Source organism: Azospirillum sp. ST 5-10 (genome assembly GCF_051225715.1).
Classification (GTDB): Bacteria; Pseudomonadota; Alphaproteobacteria; order Azospirillales; family Azospirillaceae; genus Azospirillum.
This window is the reverse complement of the sequence record NZ_JBPJSP010000006.1, coordinates 130,433-152,084: the sequence shown is the minus strand read 5'-3', so window position 1 is coordinate 152,084 and position 21,652 is coordinate 130,433. Positions and strand designations below refer to the sequence as shown.

At 72.7% G+C, this 21,652-nt stretch carries 22 protein-coding genes; 6 read left to right on the top strand and 16 right to left on the bottom strand.

Features of this window, described 5'->3' with window-relative positions:
* Positions 1-115: 115 nt before the first annotated feature.
* The 10 genes from ACSBPG_RS09610 to ACSBPG_RS09565 form a co-directional block, all read right to left on the bottom strand.
* Positions 116-628: a hypothetical protein gene (locus ACSBPG_RS09610; RefSeq protein ID WP_435536930.1), complete on the bottom strand. Its 513-nt coding sequence runs from the start codon at positions 626-628 to the stop codon at positions 116-118.
* On the bottom strand, positions 618-1,052 hold the full coding sequence (locus ACSBPG_RS09605; protein WP_435536929.1) for a hypothetical protein: 435 nt from the start codon (positions 1,050-1,052) through the stop codon (positions 618-620). Before ACSBPG_RS09605 ends, ACSBPG_RS09610 begins: the two co-directional genes overlap by 11 nt.
* Positions 1,053-1,468: 416 nt before the next feature.
* Positions 1,469-1,651 carry a hypothetical protein gene (locus ACSBPG_RS09600; RefSeq protein WP_435536928.1) on the bottom strand — a complete coding sequence of 61 codons (183 nt, stop codon included), beginning with the start codon at positions 1,649-1,651 and terminating at the stop codon, positions 1,469-1,471.
* 166 nt (positions 1,652-1,817) lie between these two features.
* Positions 1,818-2,717, bottom strand: coding sequence for a universal stress protein (locus tag ACSBPG_RS09595; protein ID WP_435536927.1), 900 nt, complete (start codon positions 2,715-2,717; stop codon positions 1,818-1,820).
* A complete protein-coding gene (locus ACSBPG_RS09590) occupies positions 2,714-5,266 on the bottom strand; it encodes a cation:proton antiporter (RefSeq protein ID WP_435536926.1) in 2,553 nt (850 codons plus the stop codon). The genes ACSBPG_RS09595 and ACSBPG_RS09590 overlap by 4 nt, the downstream gene beginning before the upstream one ends.
* A 186-nt stretch (positions 5,267-5,452) precedes the next feature.
* On the bottom strand, positions 5,453-5,923 hold the full coding sequence (locus ACSBPG_RS09585) for a hypothetical protein (RefSeq protein WP_435536925.1): 471 nt from the start codon (positions 5,921-5,923) through the stop codon (positions 5,453-5,455).
* Between the two features lie 128 nt (positions 5,924-6,051).
* Positions 6,052-6,558 carry a DUF3306 domain-containing protein gene (locus ACSBPG_RS09580; protein WP_435536924.1) on the bottom strand — a complete coding sequence of 169 codons (507 nt, stop codon included), beginning with the start codon at positions 6,556-6,558 and terminating at the stop codon, positions 6,052-6,054.
* Complete coding sequence (locus ACSBPG_RS09575) at positions 6,555-7,070, bottom strand: DUF3305 domain-containing protein (protein WP_435536923.1); 516 nt, start codon at positions 7,068-7,070, stop codon at positions 6,555-6,557. Before ACSBPG_RS09575 ends, ACSBPG_RS09580 begins: the two co-directional genes overlap by 4 nt.
* A complete protein-coding gene (locus ACSBPG_RS09570) occupies positions 7,070-7,792 on the bottom strand; it encodes a biotin/lipoate--protein ligase family protein (RefSeq protein ID WP_435536922.1) in 723 nt (240 codons plus the stop codon). The genes ACSBPG_RS09575 and ACSBPG_RS09570 overlap by 1 nt, the downstream gene beginning before the upstream one ends.
* Positions 7,789-8,232 carry a hypothetical protein gene (locus ACSBPG_RS09565; RefSeq protein WP_435536921.1) on the bottom strand — a complete coding sequence of 148 codons (444 nt, stop codon included), beginning with the start codon at positions 8,230-8,232 and terminating at the stop codon, positions 7,789-7,791. The genes ACSBPG_RS09570 and ACSBPG_RS09565 overlap by 4 nt, the downstream gene beginning before the upstream one ends.
* 150 nt (positions 8,233-8,382) lie before the next feature.
* Between ACSBPG_RS09565 and ACSBPG_RS09560 the strand changes: the two genes are divergently transcribed.
* Genes ACSBPG_RS09560 through ACSBPG_RS09540 form a run of 5 tightly spaced genes read left to right on the top strand, consistent with a single transcriptional unit; the run spans position 8,383 to position 13,845 of the window.
* Positions 8,383-8,982, top strand: a complete 600-nt coding sequence (locus ACSBPG_RS09560) for a TorD/DmsD family molecular chaperone (RefSeq protein ID WP_435536920.1) — start codon at positions 8,383-8,385, stop codon at positions 8,980-8,982.
* A 17-nt stretch (positions 8,983-8,999) separates the two neighbouring features.
* Entirely contained in the window at positions 9,000-9,224 is a 225-nt protein-coding gene (locus ACSBPG_RS09555; RefSeq protein ID WP_435536919.1) for a twin-arginine translocation signal domain-containing protein, read from the top strand.
* A 14-nt stretch (positions 9,225-9,238) separates the two neighbouring features.
* Positions 9,239-12,130, top strand: coding sequence for a formate dehydrogenase subunit alpha (locus ACSBPG_RS09550; RefSeq protein WP_435536918.1), 2,892 nt, complete (start codon positions 9,239-9,241; stop codon positions 12,128-12,130).
* Positions 12,131-12,142: 12 nt separating this feature from the next.
* Entirely contained in the window at positions 12,143-12,787 is a 645-nt protein-coding gene (gene fdh3B / locus ACSBPG_RS09545; protein ID WP_435536917.1) for a formate dehydrogenase FDH3 subunit beta, read from the top strand.
* On the top strand, positions 12,784-13,845 hold the full coding sequence (locus ACSBPG_RS09540) for a formate dehydrogenase subunit gamma (RefSeq protein ID WP_435536916.1): 1,062 nt from the start codon (positions 12,784-12,786) through the stop codon (positions 13,843-13,845). The genes fdh3B and ACSBPG_RS09540 overlap by 4 nt, the downstream gene beginning before the upstream one ends.
* Positions 13,846-13,999: 154 nt before the next feature.
* Here the strand turns inward: ACSBPG_RS09540 and dctP are convergent, their stop codons facing one another.
* Genes dctP through ACSBPG_RS09515 form a run of 5 tightly spaced genes read right to left on the bottom strand, consistent with a single transcriptional unit; the run spans position 14,000 to position 18,917 of the window.
* Complete coding sequence (dctP, locus tag ACSBPG_RS09535) at positions 14,000-15,040, bottom strand: TRAP transporter substrate-binding protein DctP (protein ID WP_435536915.1); 1,041 nt, start codon at positions 15,038-15,040, stop codon at positions 14,000-14,002.
* A 55-nt stretch (positions 15,041-15,095) separates the two neighbouring features.
* A complete protein-coding gene (locus ACSBPG_RS09530; RefSeq protein WP_435536914.1) occupies positions 15,096-16,382 on the bottom strand; it encodes a TRAP transporter large permease in 1,287 nt (428 codons plus the stop codon).
* Complete coding sequence (locus tag ACSBPG_RS09525) at positions 16,379-16,912, bottom strand: TRAP transporter small permease subunit (RefSeq protein WP_435536913.1); 534 nt, start codon at positions 16,910-16,912, stop codon at positions 16,379-16,381. Before ACSBPG_RS09525 ends, ACSBPG_RS09530 begins: the two co-directional genes overlap by 4 nt.
* Positions 16,912-17,721: an enoyl-CoA hydratase-related protein gene (locus ACSBPG_RS09520; protein WP_435536912.1), complete on the bottom strand. Its 810-nt coding sequence runs from the start codon at positions 17,719-17,721 to the stop codon at positions 16,912-16,914. The genes ACSBPG_RS09525 and ACSBPG_RS09520 overlap by 1 nt, the downstream gene beginning before the upstream one ends.
* Positions 17,718-18,917, bottom strand: a complete 1,200-nt coding sequence (locus tag ACSBPG_RS09515) for a CaiB/BaiF CoA transferase family protein (protein ID WP_435536911.1) — start codon at positions 18,915-18,917, stop codon at positions 17,718-17,720. The genes ACSBPG_RS09520 and ACSBPG_RS09515 overlap by 4 nt, the downstream gene beginning before the upstream one ends.
* 138 nt (positions 18,918-19,055) lie before the next feature.
* On the opposite strand from ACSBPG_RS09515, the gene ACSBPG_RS09510 reads away from it, so the two are divergent.
* Complete coding sequence (locus tag ACSBPG_RS09510) at positions 19,056-19,940, top strand: LysR substrate-binding domain-containing protein (RefSeq protein WP_435536910.1); 885 nt, start codon at positions 19,056-19,058, stop codon at positions 19,938-19,940.
* 175 nt (positions 19,941-20,115) lie between these two features.
* Here ACSBPG_RS09510 and ACSBPG_RS09505 read toward each other — a convergent pair whose 3' ends face one another.
* Entirely contained in the window at positions 20,116-21,456 is a 1,341-nt protein-coding gene (locus ACSBPG_RS09505; RefSeq protein WP_435536909.1) for a ferredoxin reductase family protein, read from the bottom strand.
* Positions 21,457-21,652 lie beyond the last annotated feature (196 nt).

Below are 21,652 nucleotides of genomic sequence, written 5' to 3'. Positions count from 1 at the left end.
GGCATTCTCTCCTTCGTGATGGTGATGACGGCCGCAGGGACGCGGCCAGGGGGACGCCGCTCCCGGACGGGAGGGCGTATGCGGGTGTTCGGGGGGATGGGTGGAAGGCTGCGGATCAGCGCGCCAGCCAGCGGTCGTCCGGCCGGCCCAGCAGACCCATGGTCCAGCCGGACAGCGACCGGACGCGGCCGGCGAGGTCGGGGAGCGCCCGCTCCCACCCCAGGCGGTACTGCCTCAGGTGCCGGCGCAGCGACGGGGCGCCGTCGTGGTGCGGCCCCGCGTCCAGAGGGGCGCCGGCGAGCACGACGCGCCGCGCGCCGCGCGCCAGCGCCACCCGGACCGCGTAGAGGGACGAGGAGCCGTTCCACATGTCGAGCTTGGGGTGGACGTCGCTGACGCCGGCTGCCGGCTCCGGCGCGACCAGCGGCCAGTCGCCGGCCCGCCCCGCCCGGTAGGCGGGTGCGAACTCGGGGTGCAGGGTGGCGCCGCCCCAGATCGCGCCGGGAAAGTCGGCCATCATGCGGTTGACCGCCAGCACGCGGGCCGGCCGGCCGCCCCAGGCGGCGAGGTCGTCGCGCACGGCGGCGGCGCACCCGACGACGAGCCAGGGCAGACCGTCACCGGCCATAGTGGAAGGCGAAGGGGACGGACACGGGGATCGCGTCGTAGGCCTCGGCCGGCTCCGCCACCTCGTCGTCCTCGTGGGCGATCCGGGCGTCCTCGGTGACGAGCTGGGTGCCGTCCGGACGGCGTTCGTTCAGGCGCCGCAGGACGGCCGCGAAGCCGTCGGCGATCTCGGCGCCGAGCTGCTGGCCGCTGCCCTTGGGCGTGTACACGGCGACCGCGACGACGCCGGCCTGCTCGCCGCGCGCCGCGCCGGCGGGGGCGAGCGTGCGCAGCGTGTCGCGGCCGCCGACGACGCGGACCAGGGCCCACGGCCGCGGTGGCGACGGCGGCTCGAACGGTTCCCAGGCGAAGGCGACGTCCGCGGCGGGAAGGGGCGCGTCGGTCGCCAGCTTGGCGCGGATCAGCGCGATGACGGGTCCCAGCATCGCGTTCACCCTCGGTTGCGGAACGACGGCGGGACGCCGGCACCGGGCGCGGCGGCGAAGAGGCTTTGCGGCATGAGCGGGCTCCAGAAACGGCGAAGCCGCCCGCGGATCTCTCCGGGGCGGCTTCAGGTGCAGACGCTCGTATGGCGTTGATGGGCTCCACTTAGCCGGAAATTCCTTAACAAAGCGTTAACAGCTGGTACAAAACAGGAATATCAAGCGAACGAATGCCAAACATATCTGCCCTGCACCGGACCGCGGCGGGCACACGCCGCACCTCCCCTGGAGGAGGCCTGCTCCGCGCGTCCGCGCCACCAGCGGCGGCGGCATGCCGCCGCAGGCGTCCGCCGGCGAACAGCGGAACGACGGAACGGACGGGCCGCAGCCGGCGCGGCCCGTCCGTTCCGCCCGCCACGTCACCGCTTCTCGGCGTGCCTTTCCAGGTAAAGAAGCGGCGCCGGGTAGTCGTGCCTGTGGCCGGACGTCACCTGCTTGCAGTATCGTCTGGCCGCACCGCTGTCGATCCACTCGCCAAGCTCACCGTTCCGGCGCTTGCGAGCAACATGCCGGTCGAACTTATCCAGGATCTTGTGGATCACCAGAACGCCTCGTCCTTTCAGGAACGCTCCTGACCCGGTCCACCATTTCCACGATGGGGACCGGTTCGGCCGGATCATTATGGCCGAGACGACGGCACCGAGATGCGCGGAATGGGCATGCCTGCATGTTGCAACGCACACACCGCGGCGCCCCCCGGCCGGCGGTTCATCCGAGCGCCGTCAGCGGCTCGGAGCCGGGCAGCGGGGTATGGCCGGACAGGGGAAGGGCGACGACGTCGCACTCGGCGTCGCGCAGGACCTCCTCGGCGACGCTGCCCAGGACGAGGCGCTCGACGGCCCCCTTGGCGTGGGTCCGCGTGCCGACGACGCACAGCTCGGCGGGCAGGGCACGGAGCACGTCGTGCAGCCGGGGGGCGGCCGCACTCCATTCGACCATCGGCAGGTAGTCGCCGTCGCGCAGACCGGCCCGGCCGGCGATCGTCCGCAGGCAGTCCCGGCACCGCTCCTCCATCGCCGCCCGGTGCCGTGCCTTTCCCTCGCCGGCGCCGCCGGACAGGCGCCCCGGCAGGGCGGCCGCGTCGCCGAGGACGTGCAGAAGGTACAGGGTCCGGCCCGCGGCCATGCGGCGGGCGAGCCTCACCACCTCGGCCGCCTCCTCGACGAGGTCGACGGCGGCCACCGTGCACGGGTACTCGCCCGGCTCCCGGCGCTTGACCACCAGGACCGGCCGCGTCGTGTTGCGGACGACGCGCTCGACGGTCGTGCCGGTGAGGACGTCCTTCAGAAGGTTGCGCCGGTGCGCGCCGAGGACGACCAGCGCGGCGTCCTCGGCGTCGGCCGCGGCGACGATGGCCTGGAAGTCCAGGCCGCCGACCGCCCGCACCTCGACACGCGCGGACCCGCCGTGGGGCTGCGGCCCCGCCGCCGCCCGCAGGTACGCCAGCGCCGTCTTCCGCGCGGCCGTGAAGATGGCGGAGGGCAGCTCGTCGTCGACCACGTGCAGGACGGTCACCGGCGCGTCGAAGCGCCGGGCCAGGAACAGGGCCTGGGCGACGGCCCGGTCGCTGCGCGCGGAGAGGTCCGACGCCACGAGCAGACGCTTCATGCCGCCCCCCTGTCGCCGCCGGCCCGCGGCGGCGGCAAGGCGGCCGGTGCCGCCTCTTCGTCCGTCGAGGCCTCGTTCATCTGGCGGCGGGCCCGCACGGTCGTCTCGAAGCGTCCCCGCAGGTCCGGGTTGATCCGCAGGAAGCGGCGGAACTCGTCGGCCCGCAGCACCAGGAGCTGGCAATAGCTGAGCGCGACGACGTCGGCGCTGCGCCGGCGCCCGCTGAGCAGGGCCATCTCCCCGAAGAAGTCGCCGCGGCCGAGCCGCACCTTGTGCCCCGGCAGCGCCACCTCCACCGCGCCGGACGAGATGAAGTAGACGCTGTCGCCGGGATCGCCGCGCCGGATGATCCGCTCGCCGGGCACCGCGAAGCGGGCGGCGAACAGCCGGCTGATCTTCTTCAGGCTGTCCTCGTCGAGGCCGGAGAACATCTCGAACCGGCCCATGAGGTCGCGGGTGTCGAGCCCGAGGTCGAGCCGCGGGCGCTCGGCCAGCGCCTCCTGGGCGGCGTGCAGCTCGTGCGCCAGGTTGTTGTACAGCTCCTGCCCGATGAGGTGCTCCTCGAAGAGCGCGCGGTATTCCATGTGCTCCCGCCGCACCGCCGTCTGCTGCAGGAATCGTCGCTCGAGCGCCTCGGCGTAGTCCGGGTACTGGAGGCGCAGGGCGTCGAGCGCCTTGCGCGTGGCCTCGATCCGCCCGCCGACGATCTCCTTCAGCAGGTCGGCGATGCGTCGCCCGAGCAGCGGGGCGAGCTTGCGGTCGGTGAACTCCTCGAGCTGGCGCAGCACCAGCGCCGACACCAGCAGCATCTCGAAGCGGTCGGCCAGCTCGCTCATCAGCGGGCGGTCGACGCGCAGATGGCGGTGCAGCCGATGCGCCAGGCGGAAGGACGGCGGGAAGCCGAACAGGGCGCGGGCGCACCGGTTGTACTCGACCCGGCCGCCCTGCCGCGCGCCTTCGGCGATGCGCCCGACCTTCACCAGCAGGCGCTCGACGATGTGCGGCGACACCGTGCGTTGGCGCTGGTGGTCGAGGATCAGCTCGGTCTCGCGGTTGGTCAACGCCACCAGGCCGATGGTGATGCGGTCGCGGTCGGCGATGGCCGGCTCCTCCTCCCCCGCCGCCGTCGGGTCGGCGATGCGCGCCTCGTAGGCCCTGGTCGCGGCGCGCAGCACCGCCGGGGCGATCTCGTACTCCCGCGCGGTCTCCTTGACGGCGTCCAGGACGTTGCCCAGGGACAGCGCCAGGACCTGGCGGCGCAGGGCGACGTCCACCGGCGACAGCCGGTCGAGGCCGAGGAGCCGGATCAGCGGCCGCAGCGTCAGCCCGTTGACGAACAGGGTGAACAGCACGTAGCCGGTCGCGAGGACGGCGACGAAGGCCTTGGTCTCCGCCGGCAGGACGAGGTTCTCCGTCACCGACAGGGCGAGCGCCAGGGTGACGGCGCCGCGCAGCCCGCCCCACAGGATGACGGCCTTGTAGGGGGCGCTGACCGCCTGCGCCAGGCCGACCATGGTGAGGAGCGGCAGCAGGCCGAACAGCACCGCCGCGCGCGCGGCGAGGGTCGCCGCCACCAGCACGAGGAGCAGGCCGAGGTCGAACAGCGTCAGGTTCACCATCAGCCGCGGCACCAGGATCGCCGCCAGCACGAACACCAGCGAGCCGGCCCAGAAGGCGATCTGCTCCCACATCTCCTGCAGGAAGGTCCAGGTGTCGGGCGCGATGCGGCGGCGTCCCAACGCGCTCATCACCAGCCCGGCGGTCACCGCCGCCACCACGCCGGACACGCCGAGATAGCGGTCGCTGAGGATGTAGGCGACGTAGGGCAGCGCCATCGTCAGCGTCATCTGCGCCGTGCGCAGCTCGCGCATCAGCGGCATCGCCGCCAGGACCAGCTTGGCGGCGACGCTGCCGACCACGGCGCCGCCGACGAAGGCGTAGACGAAGAACCGGACGGCCCCGCCGATGTCCGGCTCCGCGCCCGACACCAGCAGGTTCAGGAGGATGCCGAAGATGGCGATGGCCGCGGCGTCGTTGAGCAGGCTCTCGCCCTCGACCAGCCGGGACAGCCGGCCGGGGGCGCCGACGTCGCGGAAGATGGCGACCACGGCGCTCGGGTCCGTGGTCGCGACGATGGCGCCCAGCATCAGGCAGACCACCACCGGCATGCCCGAGACCGGAGCCAGCGCCAGCCCGACGGCGACGGTGGCGATGACCACCGCGACGACCGCCAGCAGCAGGATCGGCGCCGCATCCTCGATCATCCGGTTGACGTCCAGGGTGAAGGCGGCCTGGAACAGCAGGACCGGCAGGAAGATGTAGATGAACACCGCCGAGTTCAGCGGCAGGTGGAGGATCATCTCCGCCACGGAATTGAACGCGTCGGTGAGCGTGGTGTAGAGCAGGAACGAGGACAGGAGCGCGATGGCGACGCCGACCATCGCCAGCACCACGTTGTTCGGCAGCTTCGCCCGCACCGCCACCGGCTGGACCAGGCCGACGACCGTGAGAAGGCCGGCGAGGGCCAGGAGAATGGAAGGCAGCGTCATCGAGGTCACCCGGGGATGCAACGGATCGGGAACACGCAGCCCCCGCGCACCGCGCCTGTCGGCTTGGCGCCGGGGCGGGGGCGGGACCGCGCACGGCGGACGTCCGGTGGTGGCGACGCCGGGACCACGGCGACCCGCGTGCGCGAGCCGTGCTCCGATTCCCGATGGAACCGGACGGGAGCGGCGTCAGACCGGCGCCGGCGGCGGCGCCCGCGCGCCGAACGGCGTCCGGACCGCCCCGGCCCGGCCGTGTTCGCCGGCCGGTGCCGGCGGCGAGCCGCGGTCCCAGCGCGCCGCGGCGGCACCGACCGCCGGTGCGGCGGCCGGATGCGGCGGTGCCCCGGCGTCGCTGCGGCCCCGCTGTTGCTTCACCTCGGCGGCGGCCGGCCACGCGGCGCCGCGCGGAACCGCCCAGCGGAGAAGGGCGGCCCGGGGCGTGGCGAGGGCGGCAATGCGGGTGCTGCCGGCCTCGTCCGCGGGCCGCTCGTACAGGAGGCTTCCGGCCGAAGCCGCCGTCCCGTCCCTGGCGAACAGGCCGGCACCGAGGACGAGCAGCAGCAGCAGCGCCGCCCCGGTCCGCAGCGGCCGCCGGACGAAGGCGCTGACGGCGATGAGACCGGCCCCGATCAGAAAGGCGAGGTTCATCGCACCAGGCATACGACCGACTCCTCCGCGTCCAGCATCCGGAACACAGGATAAGGGGCCCGATAGCCCGACATCAACCCAAATGGCCGGTCGATGCGGTCGCCCCGCACGCCCTCGTGTCCGGTGCCGGCGGTCGTCCTCTACACACCGGCGGCCGGGCCCTCCTCGCCTGGCGGTGGCGCATCGTCGGCGGCCGGTTGCTGCGGCGGATCGCCGGCGGCCGGTTCCTGCGCCGTGTCCCCGTCGGCCGCCGGCCCGTCCTCGCGCAGGTGGCGGAACAGCGCCTCGGCGACCTTGCGGGCGTCGTCGGTCGGGCGCAGCGCGCCGTAGCCCGGCGCGTTGCAGTCCCAATCGTAGTCGGCCAGCGTGCGGTAGCCGGTGATCGCCGGGTCGCTCGCCCAGGCCTTGCGCAGGGCGGCGAGGCGCAGGGCCTTGGGCACGCCCTTCTTCAGGAAGACGGTGTAGTCGCTGTCGGCGCCCAGGGTGTCCAGCGCCGGCAGGGTCGCCGGGTCGACCGCCTCCTCGTCCGCGGCACCGGACGTGTCGGCCGGCGCCGCCGCCTCGCGGTCCTCGCGGGCGGCGCGCTTGCGGCGCGACCAGCGGGCGAGGAAGCCGTCGCCGTCGCCGCTCTCGGGGTCGTCGGTCATGGTCCGTCCTCCCATCCCGTCGGGCCGCCGCCGGGCGGCCGGGGCGCCAGCGCCTCCGGGTCGGCGCGGTCGCGGGCGCGTCGCCACGGCTTGCGCTCGACGTGGTGGCGGGCGACGAAGGCGGCGAGCCAGGCGCGCACCGGCCCGGGCATCGCCACCGCGTCGAGCAGGTCGTCGCCGACGTCGGCGTGGGCGTGCGCCTCGGCCGGGTCGACGGTGGCCAGCAGCAGGCGCAGGCCGTGCGGCCCGCCGCCCGGACGCAGAACGACGTACACCGCCGGACGCGGCCCCTCCAGGTTGTGCTTGTAGAGGGCGGCGTCGGCGGCGTGGGCGACCAGCGCGACGGTTCCGGCGAAGAAGCGGGTGACGCCGCCTTCCTCCGACAGCACCGACCAGGGCGCCAGGTCCGGGCGGCCCGCCAGCACGCCGGCGGTCGCCCACACATGGTCCTGCCACGGGCTGTGCGCCGGGCGCCGCTCGACCACCACGCCCACGGCCATCCGCTCCACCATCACGCCGTCCCCCCGGCGCGCGCCGCCAGCGCGGCGAGCAGCCCGTGCCGCTCCGTCCCGGCAAGGCGGTCGCCCGTCGCCGGATCGAGGGCGCCGTCGCCGTCCCGCCGCGCCAGCCAGTGGCGGGCGAGGGGCGCGAACCCCTCCTCCTCCCAGCGGTGCAGGCCGTGCAGCAGGTGGCGGGCGAAGGCCTCGACCAGGTCGGCCGCCGCCAGGTCGCCGAACCCTTCCTCGGCGAGCGCGGTCCGCTCCGGCTCCAGCCCCGGCTCGCCGCCGTCGTGGCGCAGCCGGAGCGTGACCCCGACCACCAGCCAGTCCGGCAGCCAGTCCGGCAGCCGGTCCGGCGCCGCGTCGGCGCCGGCGCGCGGCGGCCAGCCCGCGCGCACGCGCCCGACCGCCGCGCCGTCCACCGCCAGCCCGTCCGGCCAGCGCACCGACACCGGCTTGTGCGGCGGCCCGAGCGCCGCCAGCGCCTCGGCCATGGCGACCTGCGCCGCCAGCGCGGCGCGGACCGCGCCCCGCAGGTCCGTGTCGGGCTCCAGCACCACCGCGACGTCCAGCCGGTCCGGCCCGGCGCCCCAGACGAGGCGGCCGGCGCCGGCGCCCGCGCCGGCCTCCGCCAGGGCGCGGCGGAACGCGTCCTCCCCGGGCTCGCAGCCGACGGGCTCGAAGGGCGGCGGCAGGACCGGCGCCGCCACGCGCGCCACGGCCGGCGCGCTCATTCGACGTAATTCTCGGGAAACAGGACGTCCGGGTTGCCGGCGGCGGAGGGCTCCATCTCGAGGGCCGGCTCGCTGGCGAAGGGGTTGGGACGCGGGGTCGGCCGCCCGTCCAGCCCCGGCGGCGCCCGGCGGACCTCGTTCAGCGCCCCGTAGAGCTCGACCTTGGCCTGCTCCGTGTCGGACGGCTCCGGCGGCCGGGTGCCCTGCTGGGTGGGCTCCGGCATCTGGCTGTCCTTGACCTCGGGCGACGTCAGGCCGCGCCGTTCGGCCTCGTCCGGATCGCCGCCCTTCGGGGCGTCCTCGCCGGAATGCCAGCTCCGGACGCCCGCCGGCCAGTCCGGGCCCTGGGACGGCGGTGCCGGCTGGGCATGGGCGGGCAGGCCGGCGGCCGCGGCGTGCAGCAGCAGGACGGTGACGGCGATCGGCAGGGTGCAACGCACGGACGGACTCCCGGGCAGGCGGCGGGGACGGATGGCATGGACGTCGCTTCCTCAACACGCGGCACGCCCCTTCGTTTCCCGCGGCAACCTTCCCCGGCGGCGTTTGTTGTCGAAGGGGAAGCGTGGACGCCAGGCGGAGGAGCGGTGCGGGTGGAGGACACGACGATCGCGGTCGACGAGGCGGACCGCCACCGGGCGCAGGCCTACCGGCTGCTGGCGACGGTGCTGGCGCGGCCGCCGTCGGACGATCTGCTGCGCCGCCTCGCCGCGCTGGACGGCGACGCGACGCCCTTCGGCGCGGCTGTGGGGGGGCTGGCGCGGGCCGCCGCGGCGACCGCGGCGGCCGCGGCCGAGCGGGAGTTCAACCGGCTGTTCATCGGCGTCGAGCGGGGCGAGCTGGTGCCCTACGCCTCCTACTACCGCACCGGCTTCCTGCAGGACCGGCCGCTGATCCTGGTGCGCGCCGACCTGGAGCGCCTGGGCGTGGCCCGTGCCCCGGGCGTGCCGGAACCCGAGGACCACGTCGCCGCGCTGGCCGAGACCATGGCCGGCCTGATCGACGGCGGCTTCGGGCCCCCGGCCGGCCTGGAGGAGCAGAGGCGCTTCCACGACGCCCACCTCGCCCCCTGGGCCGGGCGTTTCTTCGCCGACCTGGAACGGGCCGAGTCCGCCGTCTTCTACCGGCCGGTGGGCACCCTGGGCCGCCGCTTCCTGGAGATCGAGGCCGACGCCTTCGCCCTCGCCGCCTGACGCTGAGGAGACCGACCATGAGCAGCAACGACAGGACGGGCACGGACGCGACCGGCCGCGGCCGCCGGCCCGGGCGCCGCGACGTCCTCAAGGGCGTCGGGCTGGCCGGCGCCGGCGCCGCCGCGGCGCTGGCCGCCGCGCCGCAGCCGGGCGAGGCCTACGAGCCGCCGGAGGAGCAGGTGGAGTCCCGCTACCGGCTGAACGCGCACGTCGAGCGCTTCTATTTCCTGAACCGCCTCTGAAGGACGGACCGCCGATGCTGACCAAACGCCGCGCCGCGCCCGCCCGCCAGACCCTGTCCGACGCCCTGCGGCCCGGCGGCGCCGGCGGCGTCGGCCGGCGCGCCTTCCTCAAGAGCTCCGGCGTCGCCGCCGGCGGGCTGGCGGCGCTCGGCGCCCTGCCCGGCGGCATGGTGCGCAAGGCCGAGGCCGGGGCGCTGGTCGAGGGGGCCGAGCGCGTCCTGCGCAAGAACGTCTGCACCCACTGCTCGGTCGGCTGCACCGTGGTCGCCGAGGTGCAGAACGGCGTCTGGGTGCAGCAGGAGCCGGGCTGGGACAGCCCGATCAGCCAGGGCACCCACTGCGCCAAGGGCGCGTCGGTGCGCGAGCTGGTGAAGGGCGAGCGGCGGGTGAAATACCCGCTGAAGCTGGTCGACGGCGAATGGACCCGCGTCTCGTGGGATCAGGCGATCGAGGAGATCGGCGCCAAGCTTCTGCAGATCCGCGACGCCTACGGACCGGACAGCGTGTTCTGGCTGGGCTCGGCCAAGTTCTCCAACGAGGGCGCCTACCTGTTCCGCAAGTTCGCCGCCTTCTGGGGGACCAACAACGTCGACCACCAGGCGCGCATCTGCCATTCGACCACCGTCGCGGGCGTGGCCAACACCTGGGGCTACGGCGCGATGACCAACAGCTACAACGACATCCAGCACTCCAAGTGCCTGGTCATCATCGGCGGCAACCCGGCGGAGGCGCACCCGGTGTCGCTGCAGCACATGCTGCGCGCCAAGGAGCGCAACCGGGCGCCGTGGATCGTCATCGATCCCCGCTTCACCCGCACCGCCGCCCACGCCACCGAGTACGTGCGCATCCGCCCCGGCACCGACATCCCCGTGGTCTGGGGCATCCTCTGGCACATCTTCCAGAACGGCTGGGAGGACAAGGAGTACATCGCCGCGCGCGTCTACGGCATGGACCAGATCCGCGCCGAGGTCGCCAAATGGACGCCGGACGTGGTGGAGAAGGTCTCCGGCGCGCCCGGCGAGCAGCTCTACCGCGTCGCCAAGGCGATGGCCGAGAACCGGCCCGGCACCTTGATCTGGTGCATGGGGGCGACGCAGAAGACGGTCGGCACCGCCAACGTCCGCGCCTTCTCGATCCTGCAGCTGGCGCTCGGCAACATCGGCGTGCCGGGCGGCGGCGCCAACATCTACCGCGGCCACACCAACGTCCAGGGCGCCACCGACATGGGGCTCGACGTGTCCTCCCTGCCCTCCTACTACGGCCTGGCGGAGGGCGCGTGGCGGCATTGGGCGCGGGTCTGGGACGTGCCGTACGAGCACATGCTCGCGCGCTTCGGCTCGAAGGAGCTGATGGAGGCCAAGGGCATCCCCACCACCCGCTGGTTCGATGCCGCGGTGGCCGAGCCGGGCGAGCTCGACCAGCCCAACCCGATCCGCGGCATGGTGGTGATGGGCCATGGCGGGAACACCGTCACCCGCATGCCCGACATGCTGAAGGGGCTGGAGAAGCTCGACCTGCTGGTGGTCGCCGACCCCCACCCCACCAGCTTCGCGTCCGTCCGCCAGCGGCGCAACGGCACCTACATCCTGCCGGCCTGCACCCAGTTCGAGTGCGACGGCAGCCGCGTCGCCTCGAACCGCTCGGTGCAGTGGGGCCAGAAGGTGGTCGACCCGATCTTCGAGTCGAAGAACGACTACGAGATCATGTACCTGCTGGCGCGCCGCCTCGGCTTCGCCGACACGCTGTTCAAGCACATCAAGGTCGAGGGCACCGCGCCGCTGGCCGAGGACATCACGCGCGAGATCAACCGCGGCTGCCTGTCCACCGGCTACACCGGCCAGTCGCCGGAGCGTCTGAAGCTCCACATGAAGTACCAGCACACCTTCGACCGCATCACCATGCAGGCGACGGAGGGGCCGCTCAAGGGCGAGTACTACGGGCTGCCCTGGCCGTGCTGGGGCTATCCGGAATGGCGCCACCCCGGCAGCCCCGTGCTCTACGACACCTCCAAGCACGTCATGGAGGGCGGCGGCACCTTCCGCGCCCGCTTCGGCATCGAGCGGGACGGCGAGACCCTGCTGGCCGAGGGCAGCTTCTCCAAGGGCTCGGAGATCGAGGACGGCTATCCCGAATTCACCATGGCGGTGCTGCGCAAGCTCGGCTGGGACACAGAACTGACGGCGGAGGAACGCCGCGTCATCAAGCTGATCGGCGGCGACAAGGAGGACGACGTCTCCTGGGCGACCGACCTGTCCATGGGCATCATCCGCGTGGCGATCAAGCACGGCTGCCTGCCCTACGGCAACGCCAAGGCGCGCGCCGTCGCCTGGAACCTGCCCGATCCGGTCCCCGTCCACCGCGAGCCGGTGTACAGCCCGCGGCCCACCCTGGTCGGCGAGTTCCTCAACTACGAGGACCGGCGGGACTTCCGCCTGCCGCTGCTCAACCGGGCCGTCCAGAAGGCGGCGCTCGACGCCGACGTGCCGGCGAAGTTCCCGTTCATCTACACCTCGGGCCGCATCGTCGAGTACGAGGGCGGCGGCGAGGAGACGCGCTCCAACCGCTGGCTGGCCGAGCTGCAGCAGTCGATGTTCGTGGAGATCAACGCCGGCGACGCCGAACGCCTGGGCATCCGCGAGGGCGAGTACGTCTGGGTGGTCAGCCCCGAGGAGGGGCGGGCCAAGATCAAGGCCCTGGTGACCGAGCGGGTCGGCCCCGGCGTGGTCTTCCTGCCCTTCCACTTCAGCGGTTTCTGGCAGGGCGAGGATCTGCGCGCCAACTACCCGCCGGGCACCGACCCGATCGTGTTGGGCGAACCGGCCAACGGGGTCACGACCTACGGTTACGACCCCGTCACCGCCATGCAGGAGACCAAGGTCACCCTGTGCCGCATCGAGAAGGCTTGAGGAGGCGAGCGCATGGCTCGAATGGTGTTTCTCTGCGACAGCGAGCGCTGCATCGAATGCAACGCCTGCGTCACCGCCTGCAAGAACGAGCACGAGGTGCCCTGGGGCATGAACCGCCGCCGGGTCGTCACCCTGCAGGACGGGCAGCCGGGCGAGCGCTCGATCTCCATGGCCTGCATGCACTGCACCGACGCGCCCTGCGCCGCGGTGTGCCCGGTCGACTGCTTCTACCGCACCGCGGACGGGGTGGTGCTGCACTCCAAGGACCTGTGCATCGGCTGCGGCTACTGCTTCTACGCCTGCCCGTTCGGCGCCCCGCAGTACCCGCGGGCGACCCTGTTCGGCAGCCGCGGCAAGATGGACAAGTGCACCTTCTGCGCCGGCGGCCCGGAGCCCGACAACAGCGAGATCGAGTACGAGAAGTACGGCGCCAACCGCATGGCCGAAGGCAAGCTGCCGCTGTGCGCCGAGATGTGCTCGACCCGGTCGCTGATGGCCGGCGACCAGCCGGTGCTGGCCGACATCTACAAGGAACGCTCGGCGCGGCGCGGCTACGGGTCCGGCGCCTGGGGCTGGTCGGTCGCCTACGCCGCCGACCAGGACGGCACCTACGCGCCCGGCGGCATCGCCATCGACCAACCGGAGAGGACGTCATGACGGTCGCGCTCGCCCGCCTGGCGGCGGTGCTGATCCTCGCCCTTCCCCTGGCCGCCGCCGCCCAGACCGGGCCGGGGGCGGTCGGCGCCGGCGGCGATCCCAACACGGCGGTGGCGCCGGGGCTGGAGCAGCAGACCCCCTCCCCCGCCATCCGCGGGCCGGAGGACGTGCCGCTCTACATCCCCCACGAGGACCAGGTCGTCGGGCGGGTCAGCATACCGGACCGCAAGCTCGCCACCCTGATCCAGCCGGAGGGGCGGGAGTGGCGCGCCTTCCGCATGGACTGGCTGCAGTGGATCGGCGGGGTGGTGCTGCTCGGCGCGCTGGCGGCGCTGACCGTCTTCTATTTCTGGCGCGGCACGATCGAGCTGCACCGCGGCCGCGCCAACCGCTGGGTGCCCCGCTTCAACAGCCTCGACCGCTTCGCCCATTGGACCACCGCGCTGGGGTTCCTGACCCTGATGCTGTCGGGGCTGGTGCTGACCTTCGGCCGCTTCGTGCTGATCCCGGTGATCGGCCACGGCGTCTTCGCGCCGCTGGCGGACGGGGCGAAGTTCCTGCACACGGTGTCCAGCGTGCCCTTCGTGCTCGGCCTCGTGATGATGCTGGCCTTGTGGATCCGCGACAACATCCCGACCCGCGCCGACCTCGTCTGGCTGCGCCAAGCCGGCGGCCTGCTGACGCGCGGCTCCGCCCACCCCGAGGCGGCGCGCTTCAACGCCGGCCAGAAGGGGCTGTTCTGGCTGGTGATCCTCGGCGGCGCGTCGATGGCGCTGACCGGCTACCTGCTGATGACGCCCTTCTACTACACCGGCGTCGGCGGCATGCAGATCGTCCACGTCATCCACGCCCTGCTGGCGATGCTGCTGACCGCGGCGATCTTCGGCCACATCTACATCGGCACGGTGGGCATGGAGGGCGCCTTCGACGCCATGGGCCGCGGCGTGGTCGACGAGAACTGGGCGATCGAGCACCACAAGGGCTGGTACGACGAACAGTGCCGCGCCGGCCGCATCATCCCAGGCAGCCAGCTCGGCCACCAGGGCGGCGACGATTGAGAACGGGGGCACCGTCAAGTTCGGGCTCGGCGGACCGGGTCGGCACAGCGGCCGGTGGCGACGCGCCGGGACGGTGGAAGAGAGGCTGGCGGCGCGGGCGGCCGATGGAACGCCCCGCGCCGCCAGCCCCGCGTCCGTCCGGCGCAGCGGTCCCTCAGTCGGCGGGGTTCGTCCCCCGCACGCCGTCGAGGGCGGTGTGGAACGCCGCCAGGGCCTCGCTCCCGGGCAGGCCGCGGTCGTCGAGGGCGGCGGCCCATTCCCGGGCGATCGCCGCGTTCGCCGCCCGCAGCCTCTCCTCGTCCGCCCCGGCGAAGCGGATGACCGAGATGCCCTGCGCCTCCAGTTCGCCGGTGGCCGCCGCCTCCTTGCGGTCGAAGGCGGCACAGGCGGCGAGCGTCGTCTCCTCTCCGGCCTCCTGCAGCAGCGCCTTGATGTCGTCGGGCAGGCGCCGCCACGCCGTCTCGCCGATGGAGTAGGCGACGACCACGGTCCCGAAGTTCTCGCCCTGCGTCACGGCCGTGGTCAGCTTGGTCAGCTTGTAGGAGTCGATGCTGATGTGGGCCAGGAGGGCGCCGTCGATCATGCCCCGCGACATGCCTTCGTAGATCTCGGGCGGCGCCATGCGGACGGGAACGACGCCGAGCTGTTCCAGGGTCAGGCTCTGGGCGCCGCCGGAGGCCCGGATCTTCCGGCCGCGCAGCCCCTCCACCGTGGCGACCGCACCGGCCTTGCCCAGGACCATCTGGTAGGGCGGCAGCGCGACGATGAACAGCGGACGGATGCCGTTGGGAGCGTACTCGTGCTCGAACAGCCATCCCCCTTCCTTGACCATGGACCAGTAGCTGCGCATCACCTCGCACGACGTCCGCGAGGCGCCCGGCAGCTCGGCGACGGCCGACAGGGGCATCTTGTCGGACACGTAGCCCGGCCCGATGTAGCCGATGTCGAGCAGGCCGGCCCGGGTCAGCGACAGGAAGTCCTTGGCCTTGCCCACCTGTTCGGCCGGGTAATAGGTGATCTTCAGCCGCCCGCCGGACTTCTTCTCCACCAGCTCGATCCACGGCAGGGTCGCCGTCTCGGCGATCACGTGGCCCACCGGCAGGGAATCCCCCATCCGCAGCGTGACGTCCTGCGCCGCGGCCGATGCGGCCCAGCCGGCCAGGGCGGCGGCGGCGATCCCCGCGATGGCCTTCATGCCGGTTCCTCCCAGTCCATTCATTTGCGTTCTCCTTGCGACGGTTCGATTGGGATCAGCGCATCATGCTCGGCAACCAGAGGGTGATCTGGGGCAAGCAGACGAGGATCGCGATGGCGACGAGATGCGCCAGCACGTGGGGCGCCACGCCGCGGAAGACCTCGGCCAGCGGCCGGTCCGCGTAGCGCGCGACGATGAAGCAGTTCAGGCCGACCGGCGGCGTCACCATCCCCAGCTCGGCGGTGACGATCATCACCACGCCGAACCAGACGAGGTCGTAACCGAGGGACGCCACCAGCGGGACGACCACGGGAACGGTCAGCACCAGGATGGCGATCTGGTCGAGGAACGACCCGAGGACGATGTAGCCCACCAGCAGCAGGAGGAGGACGCTCCAGGGCGGCACGCCGAGGCCGCCCACCCAGGCGACGAGGGACTGGGTGATCTGCGTCAGGGCGAAGAAGTACCCGAACACCGTCGCCCCCAGCAGGATGACCATGATCATGGCGCTGCCGTGGGCGGCGCGGCGCAGCGCCTCGCCCAGGCCCTTGCGGGTCAGGCGGCCGCAGGCGGCCAGCAGGACCAGCGCGCCGAAGGCGCCGACGGCCGCCGCCTCGGTCGGCGTGGCGAGGCCGAGATAGATGACGCCGGTGACGAGCGCGAACAGGCCGACGATGGGCCCCACGGAGCCGAGCATCCGGACCTTCTCCCGCCAGGCGACCGCGCCGGCCGAGGGTGCGTGCTCGGGACGGCGCCAGGCGAGGACGTAGACCGTGGCCATGATGGTCGCCATGACCAGCAGGCCCGGCAGCACGCCGGCGACCAGCAGGCTGCCGACGTCGACGTCGGCCAGCAGCCCGTAGACGATCATCGCCACGCTGGGCGGGATCAGCATCGCCAGGGTGCCGGAGATGGCGACGACGCCGGCCGCCAGGCTGGGCTCGTAGCCCTGCCGGATCATCGCCGGCAGGCTGGTGGCGGACAGGGTCGCCGCCGAGGCCGTGGAGGTGCCGCAGATGGCCCCGAAACCGGCCCCGGCCAGCGCCGTCGCCATGCCCAGGCCGCCCCGGGTGCGACCGACCCAGGCGGCGGTGGTGCGGAACAGGTCGTCCACCTTGCCGCTCTGCAGGACGAACTCGGCCATCAGCAGGAACAGGGGGATGGTGATGAACTCGTAGGTCCCGCCGACGGTGAGCGGACTCGTCTCGAGAACGCCCAGCAGGCCGTCGGGACCGACGATCAGCAGCAGGCCGAGGGAGCCCGAGACCAGCATGGCGAAGCCGACCGGCGTGCCCAGGGCGAGAAGGGCGAGCAGCAGCAGGAGAATGGCCAGCGCGGTCATTCGACGCCTCCCTCGGCGAGCGCCTGCCCGAACGCCGGCGCCGGCCCGGGGGAGCGGAAACCGGCGGCCGTGGACAGGGCCAGGCGGACGAGCAGCATCGCGCAACCGACCGGGACGATCATGACGGAGGGCCACATGGGCCAGGGGATCGGCCCGGCGACCACGTCGTTCCCGGCCAGCGCCTCGACGCCGCGGCGCAGCGTCGCGCAGCCGATCAGGGCGAAGACGCCCAGCGCGCACAGGTTGCCGAGCGCATCCGCCCAGGCCCGCCCGCGCGGTGAAAAGCCGTCGCGCAGGATGTCGACCCGCACCTGCGCGCCGCCGCGGAAGGAGTCCGAGAGGAGCAGGAAGAAGATGCCCGGCATCAGATAGAGCGTGACGACGTCGTGGGTCCACTCGAAGGGCCGGTGGAGCGCGTACCGCAGGACCACGTCGGCCGTGATGATCAGCATCAGCGCGAGCAGGAGGGCGCAGCCGGCGGCGGCGGCCAGCCGCTCGACCCGCCGCAGGGCCCGGAGGAGCGGGTCCATCAGCCGACCTCCCTGTGCGCCGCCCGGCGCTCCATGTCGGCCAGCAGCCGCTCCACCGCCGCCTCGTGCTCCGGCGTCAGGTGGGCGATCGCCTGGACCGCCGCGGTGGCGTCCAGGTTTCCCTGAAGGTCCTGGCGCTCCGCCATCTTCAGCAGGCGCTTGTAGGAGCGCAGGGCGGTTCCCGAATGCGCGGCGATCTCCGCGGCGGTCTCCCGTGCCCGGCCCATCAGGGCGTCCGGCTCGGTCACCTCCGACACCAGCCCCCAGTCCAGGGCCTGGCCGGCGTCGATCACCTTGCCGGTGAAGGCCAGCTCGGCCGCGCGGGCCCGGCCGATCACCCGCGGCAGGAACCAGGCGCCGCCGATGCCGGAGATGATGCCGAGGCGGACGAAGACCTCCGAGAACCGGGCGCGCCGGGAGGCGAGGCGCAGGTCGCACATGCAGGCGATGTCCAGCCCCGCCCCCATGGCGGGTCCGTTGACGGCGGCGATGACGGGGATCTCCAGGGCCTGGAAGGCCAGGGGAATGCGGTGCAGCGCCCGCCGGTACCCCTCGGCGAGGTCCGCCGGCGGGCCGGCCATGAAGCCCGTCTTCGCCTTCATGTCCTTGACGTTGCCGCCGGCGCAGAACGCCGGGCCGGCCCCGGTCAGGATCGCCACCTTGACCTCCGGCAGGGCGTCGGCCCGCCGCAGGGCGGCGGCGAGGTCCTCGCACTGTCCGGGGCGGGACAGGGCGTTGCGGTCGTCGGGGCTGTTCATCGTCAGCGTGGCGACCGGCCCGTCGATCTGCAGGTCGATGAATCCTGTCATACGGTTTCTCCCTCCATGACGACGCCCTCGCCGACCAGGGCGTCGATGTCGTGTTGCGAAAAGTCCAGAAGCTGCAGGGCGCGGCGGGAGTGCTCGCCGACGCGGGGCGCGGGGGTCTGGGGCCGGCGGGTGCATCCGCCGAAGGCGAAGCCCGGCATGCGCACCGGTCCCGCCACGGGGTGCACGGTCGTGACCTCGACGTCGCCGGCGCGGTAGGCGGGCGAGGCCACCACGTCGGCGTGGCTCGCCACGGGAGTCGCCATGATCCCGGCCTGCGACAGGCGCTCCGCCCAGTCGGCCGCCGGGCGGCGGGCGAACAGCGGGTCGAGCACCGCGTGCAGGGCGGCGCGGTTGGCCACGCGCAGGGCGTTGCTGGCGAACCGCCCGTCGCCTTCCAGCTCGGGCCGTCCGAGGGCGCGGCAGAGTGCCGCCCAGCGCGGCGGCTGGTAGGCCGCCACCATGATCCAGCCGTCGGCCGTGGGAAACGCCTCGTTGGGCGCGGCGTAGCTGGCGGCGTTGCCGGTGACGGCGGGCAGCTCGCCGTTGGTCAGGTAGGCGGCGAGGTCGAGCTGCTGCAGCATGAGCATGCCGCTCAGCAGGTCGATGTCGAGGAAGGCGCCGCCGCGGCCGGCGTCGCGGTTGCGCAGGGCCCCCTGGATGGCGATCAGGGCGAAGAGCGCGCCGGTCATGTCCGCCAGCGGCAGGGGCACCTTGCCCGGCCCCCCGTCCGGCGATCCCATGGCGCTCATGATGCCGCTGGCGGCCTGGATGATGCCGTCCACACCGGGCCTGTGGTGCCAGGGTCCGGTCTGCCCGTAGGCGGAAATCGCGCAGTACACCAGGTCCGGATTGACGGCCGACAGCTCGGGGTAGCCGATGCCCAGCCGGGCGGCGACGCCGGGGCGGAAGTTCTGGACCACCACGTCGGCCCGGGCGCCCGCCCGCGCCATCACCGCGCGCGCCCGGGGATGCTTCAGGTCGAGGCCGAGGCCGAGCTTGTTGCGGTTGGACACCAGGGACACGAAGCTCTCGCCGTTGCGGGACGGCGGGCCGAGGCGGCGGGCGAGTTCCCCCCCGGGGGGTTCCACCTTGATGACCGTCGCTCCCAGGTCGGCGAGCCACATCGCGCACACCGGTGCCGCGATGAGCTGGCCGAAATCGAGGACGAGGAGTCCTTCGAGGGATTTGCCGAGCACTGCGAGTCTCCCTGGAACGCTCGCGCGAGACCTTCGCCTCGCTGCGGATCTTCTTTGCGACCCTACGGCCCCAGGGAATGTTGGACAAACTAATTGATTTCGGTAACAATTGATCTGTGATCAACAATTGAGATCGTGATGCGGACCTTGCCCTCCCTGACGGCCCTGCACGCCTTCGAAGTGGCGGCACGGCGTCTGAGCGTGCGCGCCGCCGCCGACGAGCTTCTGGTGACGCCGGGCGCGGTGAGCCGGCAGATCAAGCTGCTGGAGGAGCATTTCGGCGTCGCGCTGATCGAGCGGGCCGGCCGCGGCATCGCGCTGACGGCGAAGGGGCGCGCCTATCACGAGGCGGTGCGCCGCCCCTTCGAGGAGTTGCGCAAGGCCAGCTCCGTGCTGGCGGCGGAGTCCGCGAAGACGGTCATCAGCCTGCGCTCCTACACCACGTTCGCGACGCGGTGGCTGCTGTCACGGCTCGTGCCGTTTCAACTCGCCCACCCCGACGTCGAGGTCCGGCTGTCCATGTCGTCGGGCTGGTTCGGGCTGGACGACATCGACGCCGCCATCCGCCTGGGCCCCGGCGATTGGCCGGGCCTCGGGGCGATTCCATTGATCCGCAACGTCCTGTCGCCGGTGTGCAGCCCGTCCGTCGCCCGGGACTGCGCCGGCGATCCGGCGAAGCTGGCCGACCACACGCTGCTCGCCACCCCGCACCGTCCCGACGACTGGGCCATCTGGCTCGGCGCCGCCGGCCTGGGGGGATGCGAACGCTTCCGCTTCCTGTCCTTCGAGAGTTCGGCGCTCGCCTATCAGGCGGCGGCCGCGTCGCAGGGCATCGCGCTCGCACAGCTGGACCTCGTGGACACCGACGTGCGGTCGGGCCTCCTGGTGAGGCCCTACGAGCTGACCGTCGACCGCGGGGGCCACACCTACCATCTCGTGTGGGATGCCGGCTCGCCGAAAGCCGACGTCGTGCGGCGCCTGGGCGAGTCGCTGACCGCGTTCGCGGACACCGCCGGAGCCTGAAGCGGATCGCGTGAGGCGCGGCGTCCGGACTCCAGGCGCGGCGCCGAGGCGGCCTCCCGGGGCGCTTGGGAGCGCAGCGCTCCCAGTGCTTGCCAGCGCGGGAGAAGGCCCGTCGCGGCTCGGGTCGCGCACAAGCCGGACCGCAGCCCGGATGGGCCGCCGCGCCGGCCGGGCGTCATCGCATGGCGAAGAGCTCCTGATGGAAGCGCTGGCCCACCGGCATGCCCTGGATCGCGAAGTCCTGCCGCAGCGCCTGTCCGAAGCCCGCCGGGCCGCAGAACCAGATGCTGGCGTCGCGCCATTCCGGCACCGCCGCGCGGATGCGCTCCCCGTCCAGGCGGCCGTCGCGGCCGTCGACCAGGACGTGCAGGTGCACCCCCACGGCCGCGGCATCGGCCGTGAGCTTGGCGATCGCCTCCTCGTCGTAGTCGCGCGTGGTGTGGAAGAAATGGATCGTCTGCGACGGGTGCCCGCGGCTCGCCGCCAAGTGCTTCATGCGGGCGATGAAGGGCGTCACGCCGATGCCGCCGCCCACCCAGATCTGGTGCGGGCACGTGTCATCGAAGGTGAAACAGCCGTACGGCCCTTCGACCATCACCGCCTGTCCGACCCGCAGCTTCTCCCGCAGCCATCGGGTGTGGTCGCCCAGTTCCTTGATCACGAACGTGATGCGGCGATCGGTGTCGTTCCAAGCGGAGGCGATGGTGTAGGGATGGGCGCCCTCCGCGACGTCCGAGGTGACGAAGGCGAACTGGCCCGCCCTGTGCCCCGGCCAGCCCCGGGGCACCGCGATCGCCGCTTCGAGCACGCGCACGCCCGGATAGTAATGGAGGGCGCTGATCGTGCCCCGAACCTGCCGGTCGGCGGCGACGCGGCGCAAAAGCACCACGACGGCGGCCCAGGTGCCTCCGGCGAGCAACGCCGCCATCACCCAGCCGATGGGTGCCGTCCAGTAAGCAACGTTGGTGAGCACGACGGCATGGAACACCAGCACCAAGTAGGCGACCGCCAGCAGGCGGTGCGTCTTGAAGAACAGCCGGTAGGGGAAGCGTTTGAGCAGCGCCAGCGCGATCAGCAGCACGACCGCGTAGAAAGCCCACTCGCCGACCCCTTCGGCGGTGCCGCGCAGGGTCTGGAACAGTTGCTCGACGGGGTTCTCCAGGACCGGCCGCGGCCCCCTTTGCGGCCGAGCCAACCACCCCCCACCCACCGCCCACTTCGTCCCCTGGGCCCAGAGCCAATGGATGATCGCGAACACCAGGGAGACGATGCCCAGCCACTTGTGCAGGCGGTACATCTTGTCCAGACCGCCGAACCACGCCTCCGGCCAGCGGGGGCGCAACGCCAGGATCATGGCCACGCTCATGCAGCCCATGGCGATCACGCCGCTGTGCTGGACCATGTTGGCGCGGAACGCGAAATAGCCGGCCCATTGGAACACCGAGGACTCGGCCGTCAGCCACAGTACGGTCAGCAGCGCCAGCAAGCCCCACAGGGACATCTTGATCTTCTGCATGGCGACCTTCTTCGTGCCGCACCGCCGATGAAGCGGTCTTGCATGAATGCTTTTCCGAAGGGGGGTGGCGAGCAAGCTGATTCCCGGAAACGCAGCTATTCGAGCCTGGCGGATCTTCGATGCCGGCGTGCACACAGGGAGGGTTTTTCGGAAGACGGCATCGTTGCTCCGGCACTCGTGCGGGAGCTTCGGGCAT

Coding starts and splice junctions, on each gene's coding strand:
- ACSBPG_RS09610 (WP_435536930.1), bottom strand. CDS start 628: ATGGCCGGTGACGGTCTGCCCTGGCTCGTCGTCGGGTGCGCCGCCGCC.
- ACSBPG_RS09605 (WP_435536929.1), bottom strand. CDS start 1,052: ATGCTGGGACCCGTCATCGCGCTGATCCGCGCCAAGCTGGCGACCGAC.
- ACSBPG_RS09595 (WP_435536927.1), bottom strand. CDS start 2,717: ATGAAGCGTCTGCTCGTGGCGTCGGACCTCTCCGCGCGCAGCGACCGG.
- ACSBPG_RS09590 (WP_435536926.1), bottom strand. CDS start 5,266: ATGACGCTGCCTTCCATTCTCCTGGCCCTCGCCGGCCTTCTCACGGTC.
- ACSBPG_RS09585 (WP_435536925.1), bottom strand. CDS start 5,923: ATGCCTGGTGCGATGAACCTCGCCTTTCTGATCGGGGCCGGTCTCATC.
- ACSBPG_RS09580 (WP_435536924.1), bottom strand. CDS start 6,558: ATGACCGACGACCCCGAGAGCGGCGACGGCGACGGCTTCCTCGCCCGC.
- ACSBPG_RS09575 (WP_435536923.1), bottom strand. CDS start 7,070: ATGGTGGAGCGGATGGCCGTGGGCGTGGTGGTCGAGCGGCGCCCGGCG.
- ACSBPG_RS09570 (WP_435536922.1), bottom strand. CDS start 7,792: ATGAGCGCGCCGGCCGTGGCGCGCGTGGCGGCGCCGGTCCTGCCGCCG.
- ACSBPG_RS09555 (WP_435536919.1), top strand. CDS start 9,000: ATGAGCAGCAACGACAGGACGGGCACGGACGCGACCGGCCGCGGCCGC.
- ACSBPG_RS09550 (WP_435536918.1), top strand. CDS start 9,239: ATGCTGACCAAACGCCGCGCCGCGCCCGCCCGCCAGACCCTGTCCGAC.
- fdh3B (WP_435536917.1), top strand. CDS start 12,143: ATGGCTCGAATGGTGTTTCTCTGCGACAGCGAGCGCTGCATCGAATGC.
- ACSBPG_RS09540 (WP_435536916.1), top strand. CDS start 12,784: ATGACGGTCGCGCTCGCCCGCCTGGCGGCGGTGCTGATCCTCGCCCTT.
- dctP (WP_435536915.1), bottom strand. CDS start 15,040: ATGAAGGCCATCGCGGGGATCGCCGCCGCCGCCCTGGCCGGCTGGGCC.
- ACSBPG_RS09530 (WP_435536914.1), bottom strand. CDS start 16,382: ATGACCGCGCTGGCCATTCTCCTGCTGCTGCTCGCCCTTCTCGCCCTG.
- ACSBPG_RS09525 (WP_435536913.1), bottom strand. CDS start 16,912: ATGGACCCGCTCCTCCGGGCCCTGCGGCGGGTCGAGCGGCTGGCCGCC.
- ACSBPG_RS09520 (WP_435536912.1), bottom strand. CDS start 17,721: ATGACAGGATTCATCGACCTGCAGATCGACGGGCCGGTCGCCACGCTG.
- ACSBPG_RS09510 (WP_435536910.1), top strand. CDS start 19,056: ATGCGGACCTTGCCCTCCCTGACGGCCCTGCACGCCTTCGAAGTGGCG.
- ACSBPG_RS09505 (WP_435536909.1), bottom strand. CDS start 21,456: ATGCAGAAGATCAAGATGTCCCTGTGGGGCTTGCTGGCGCTGCTGACC.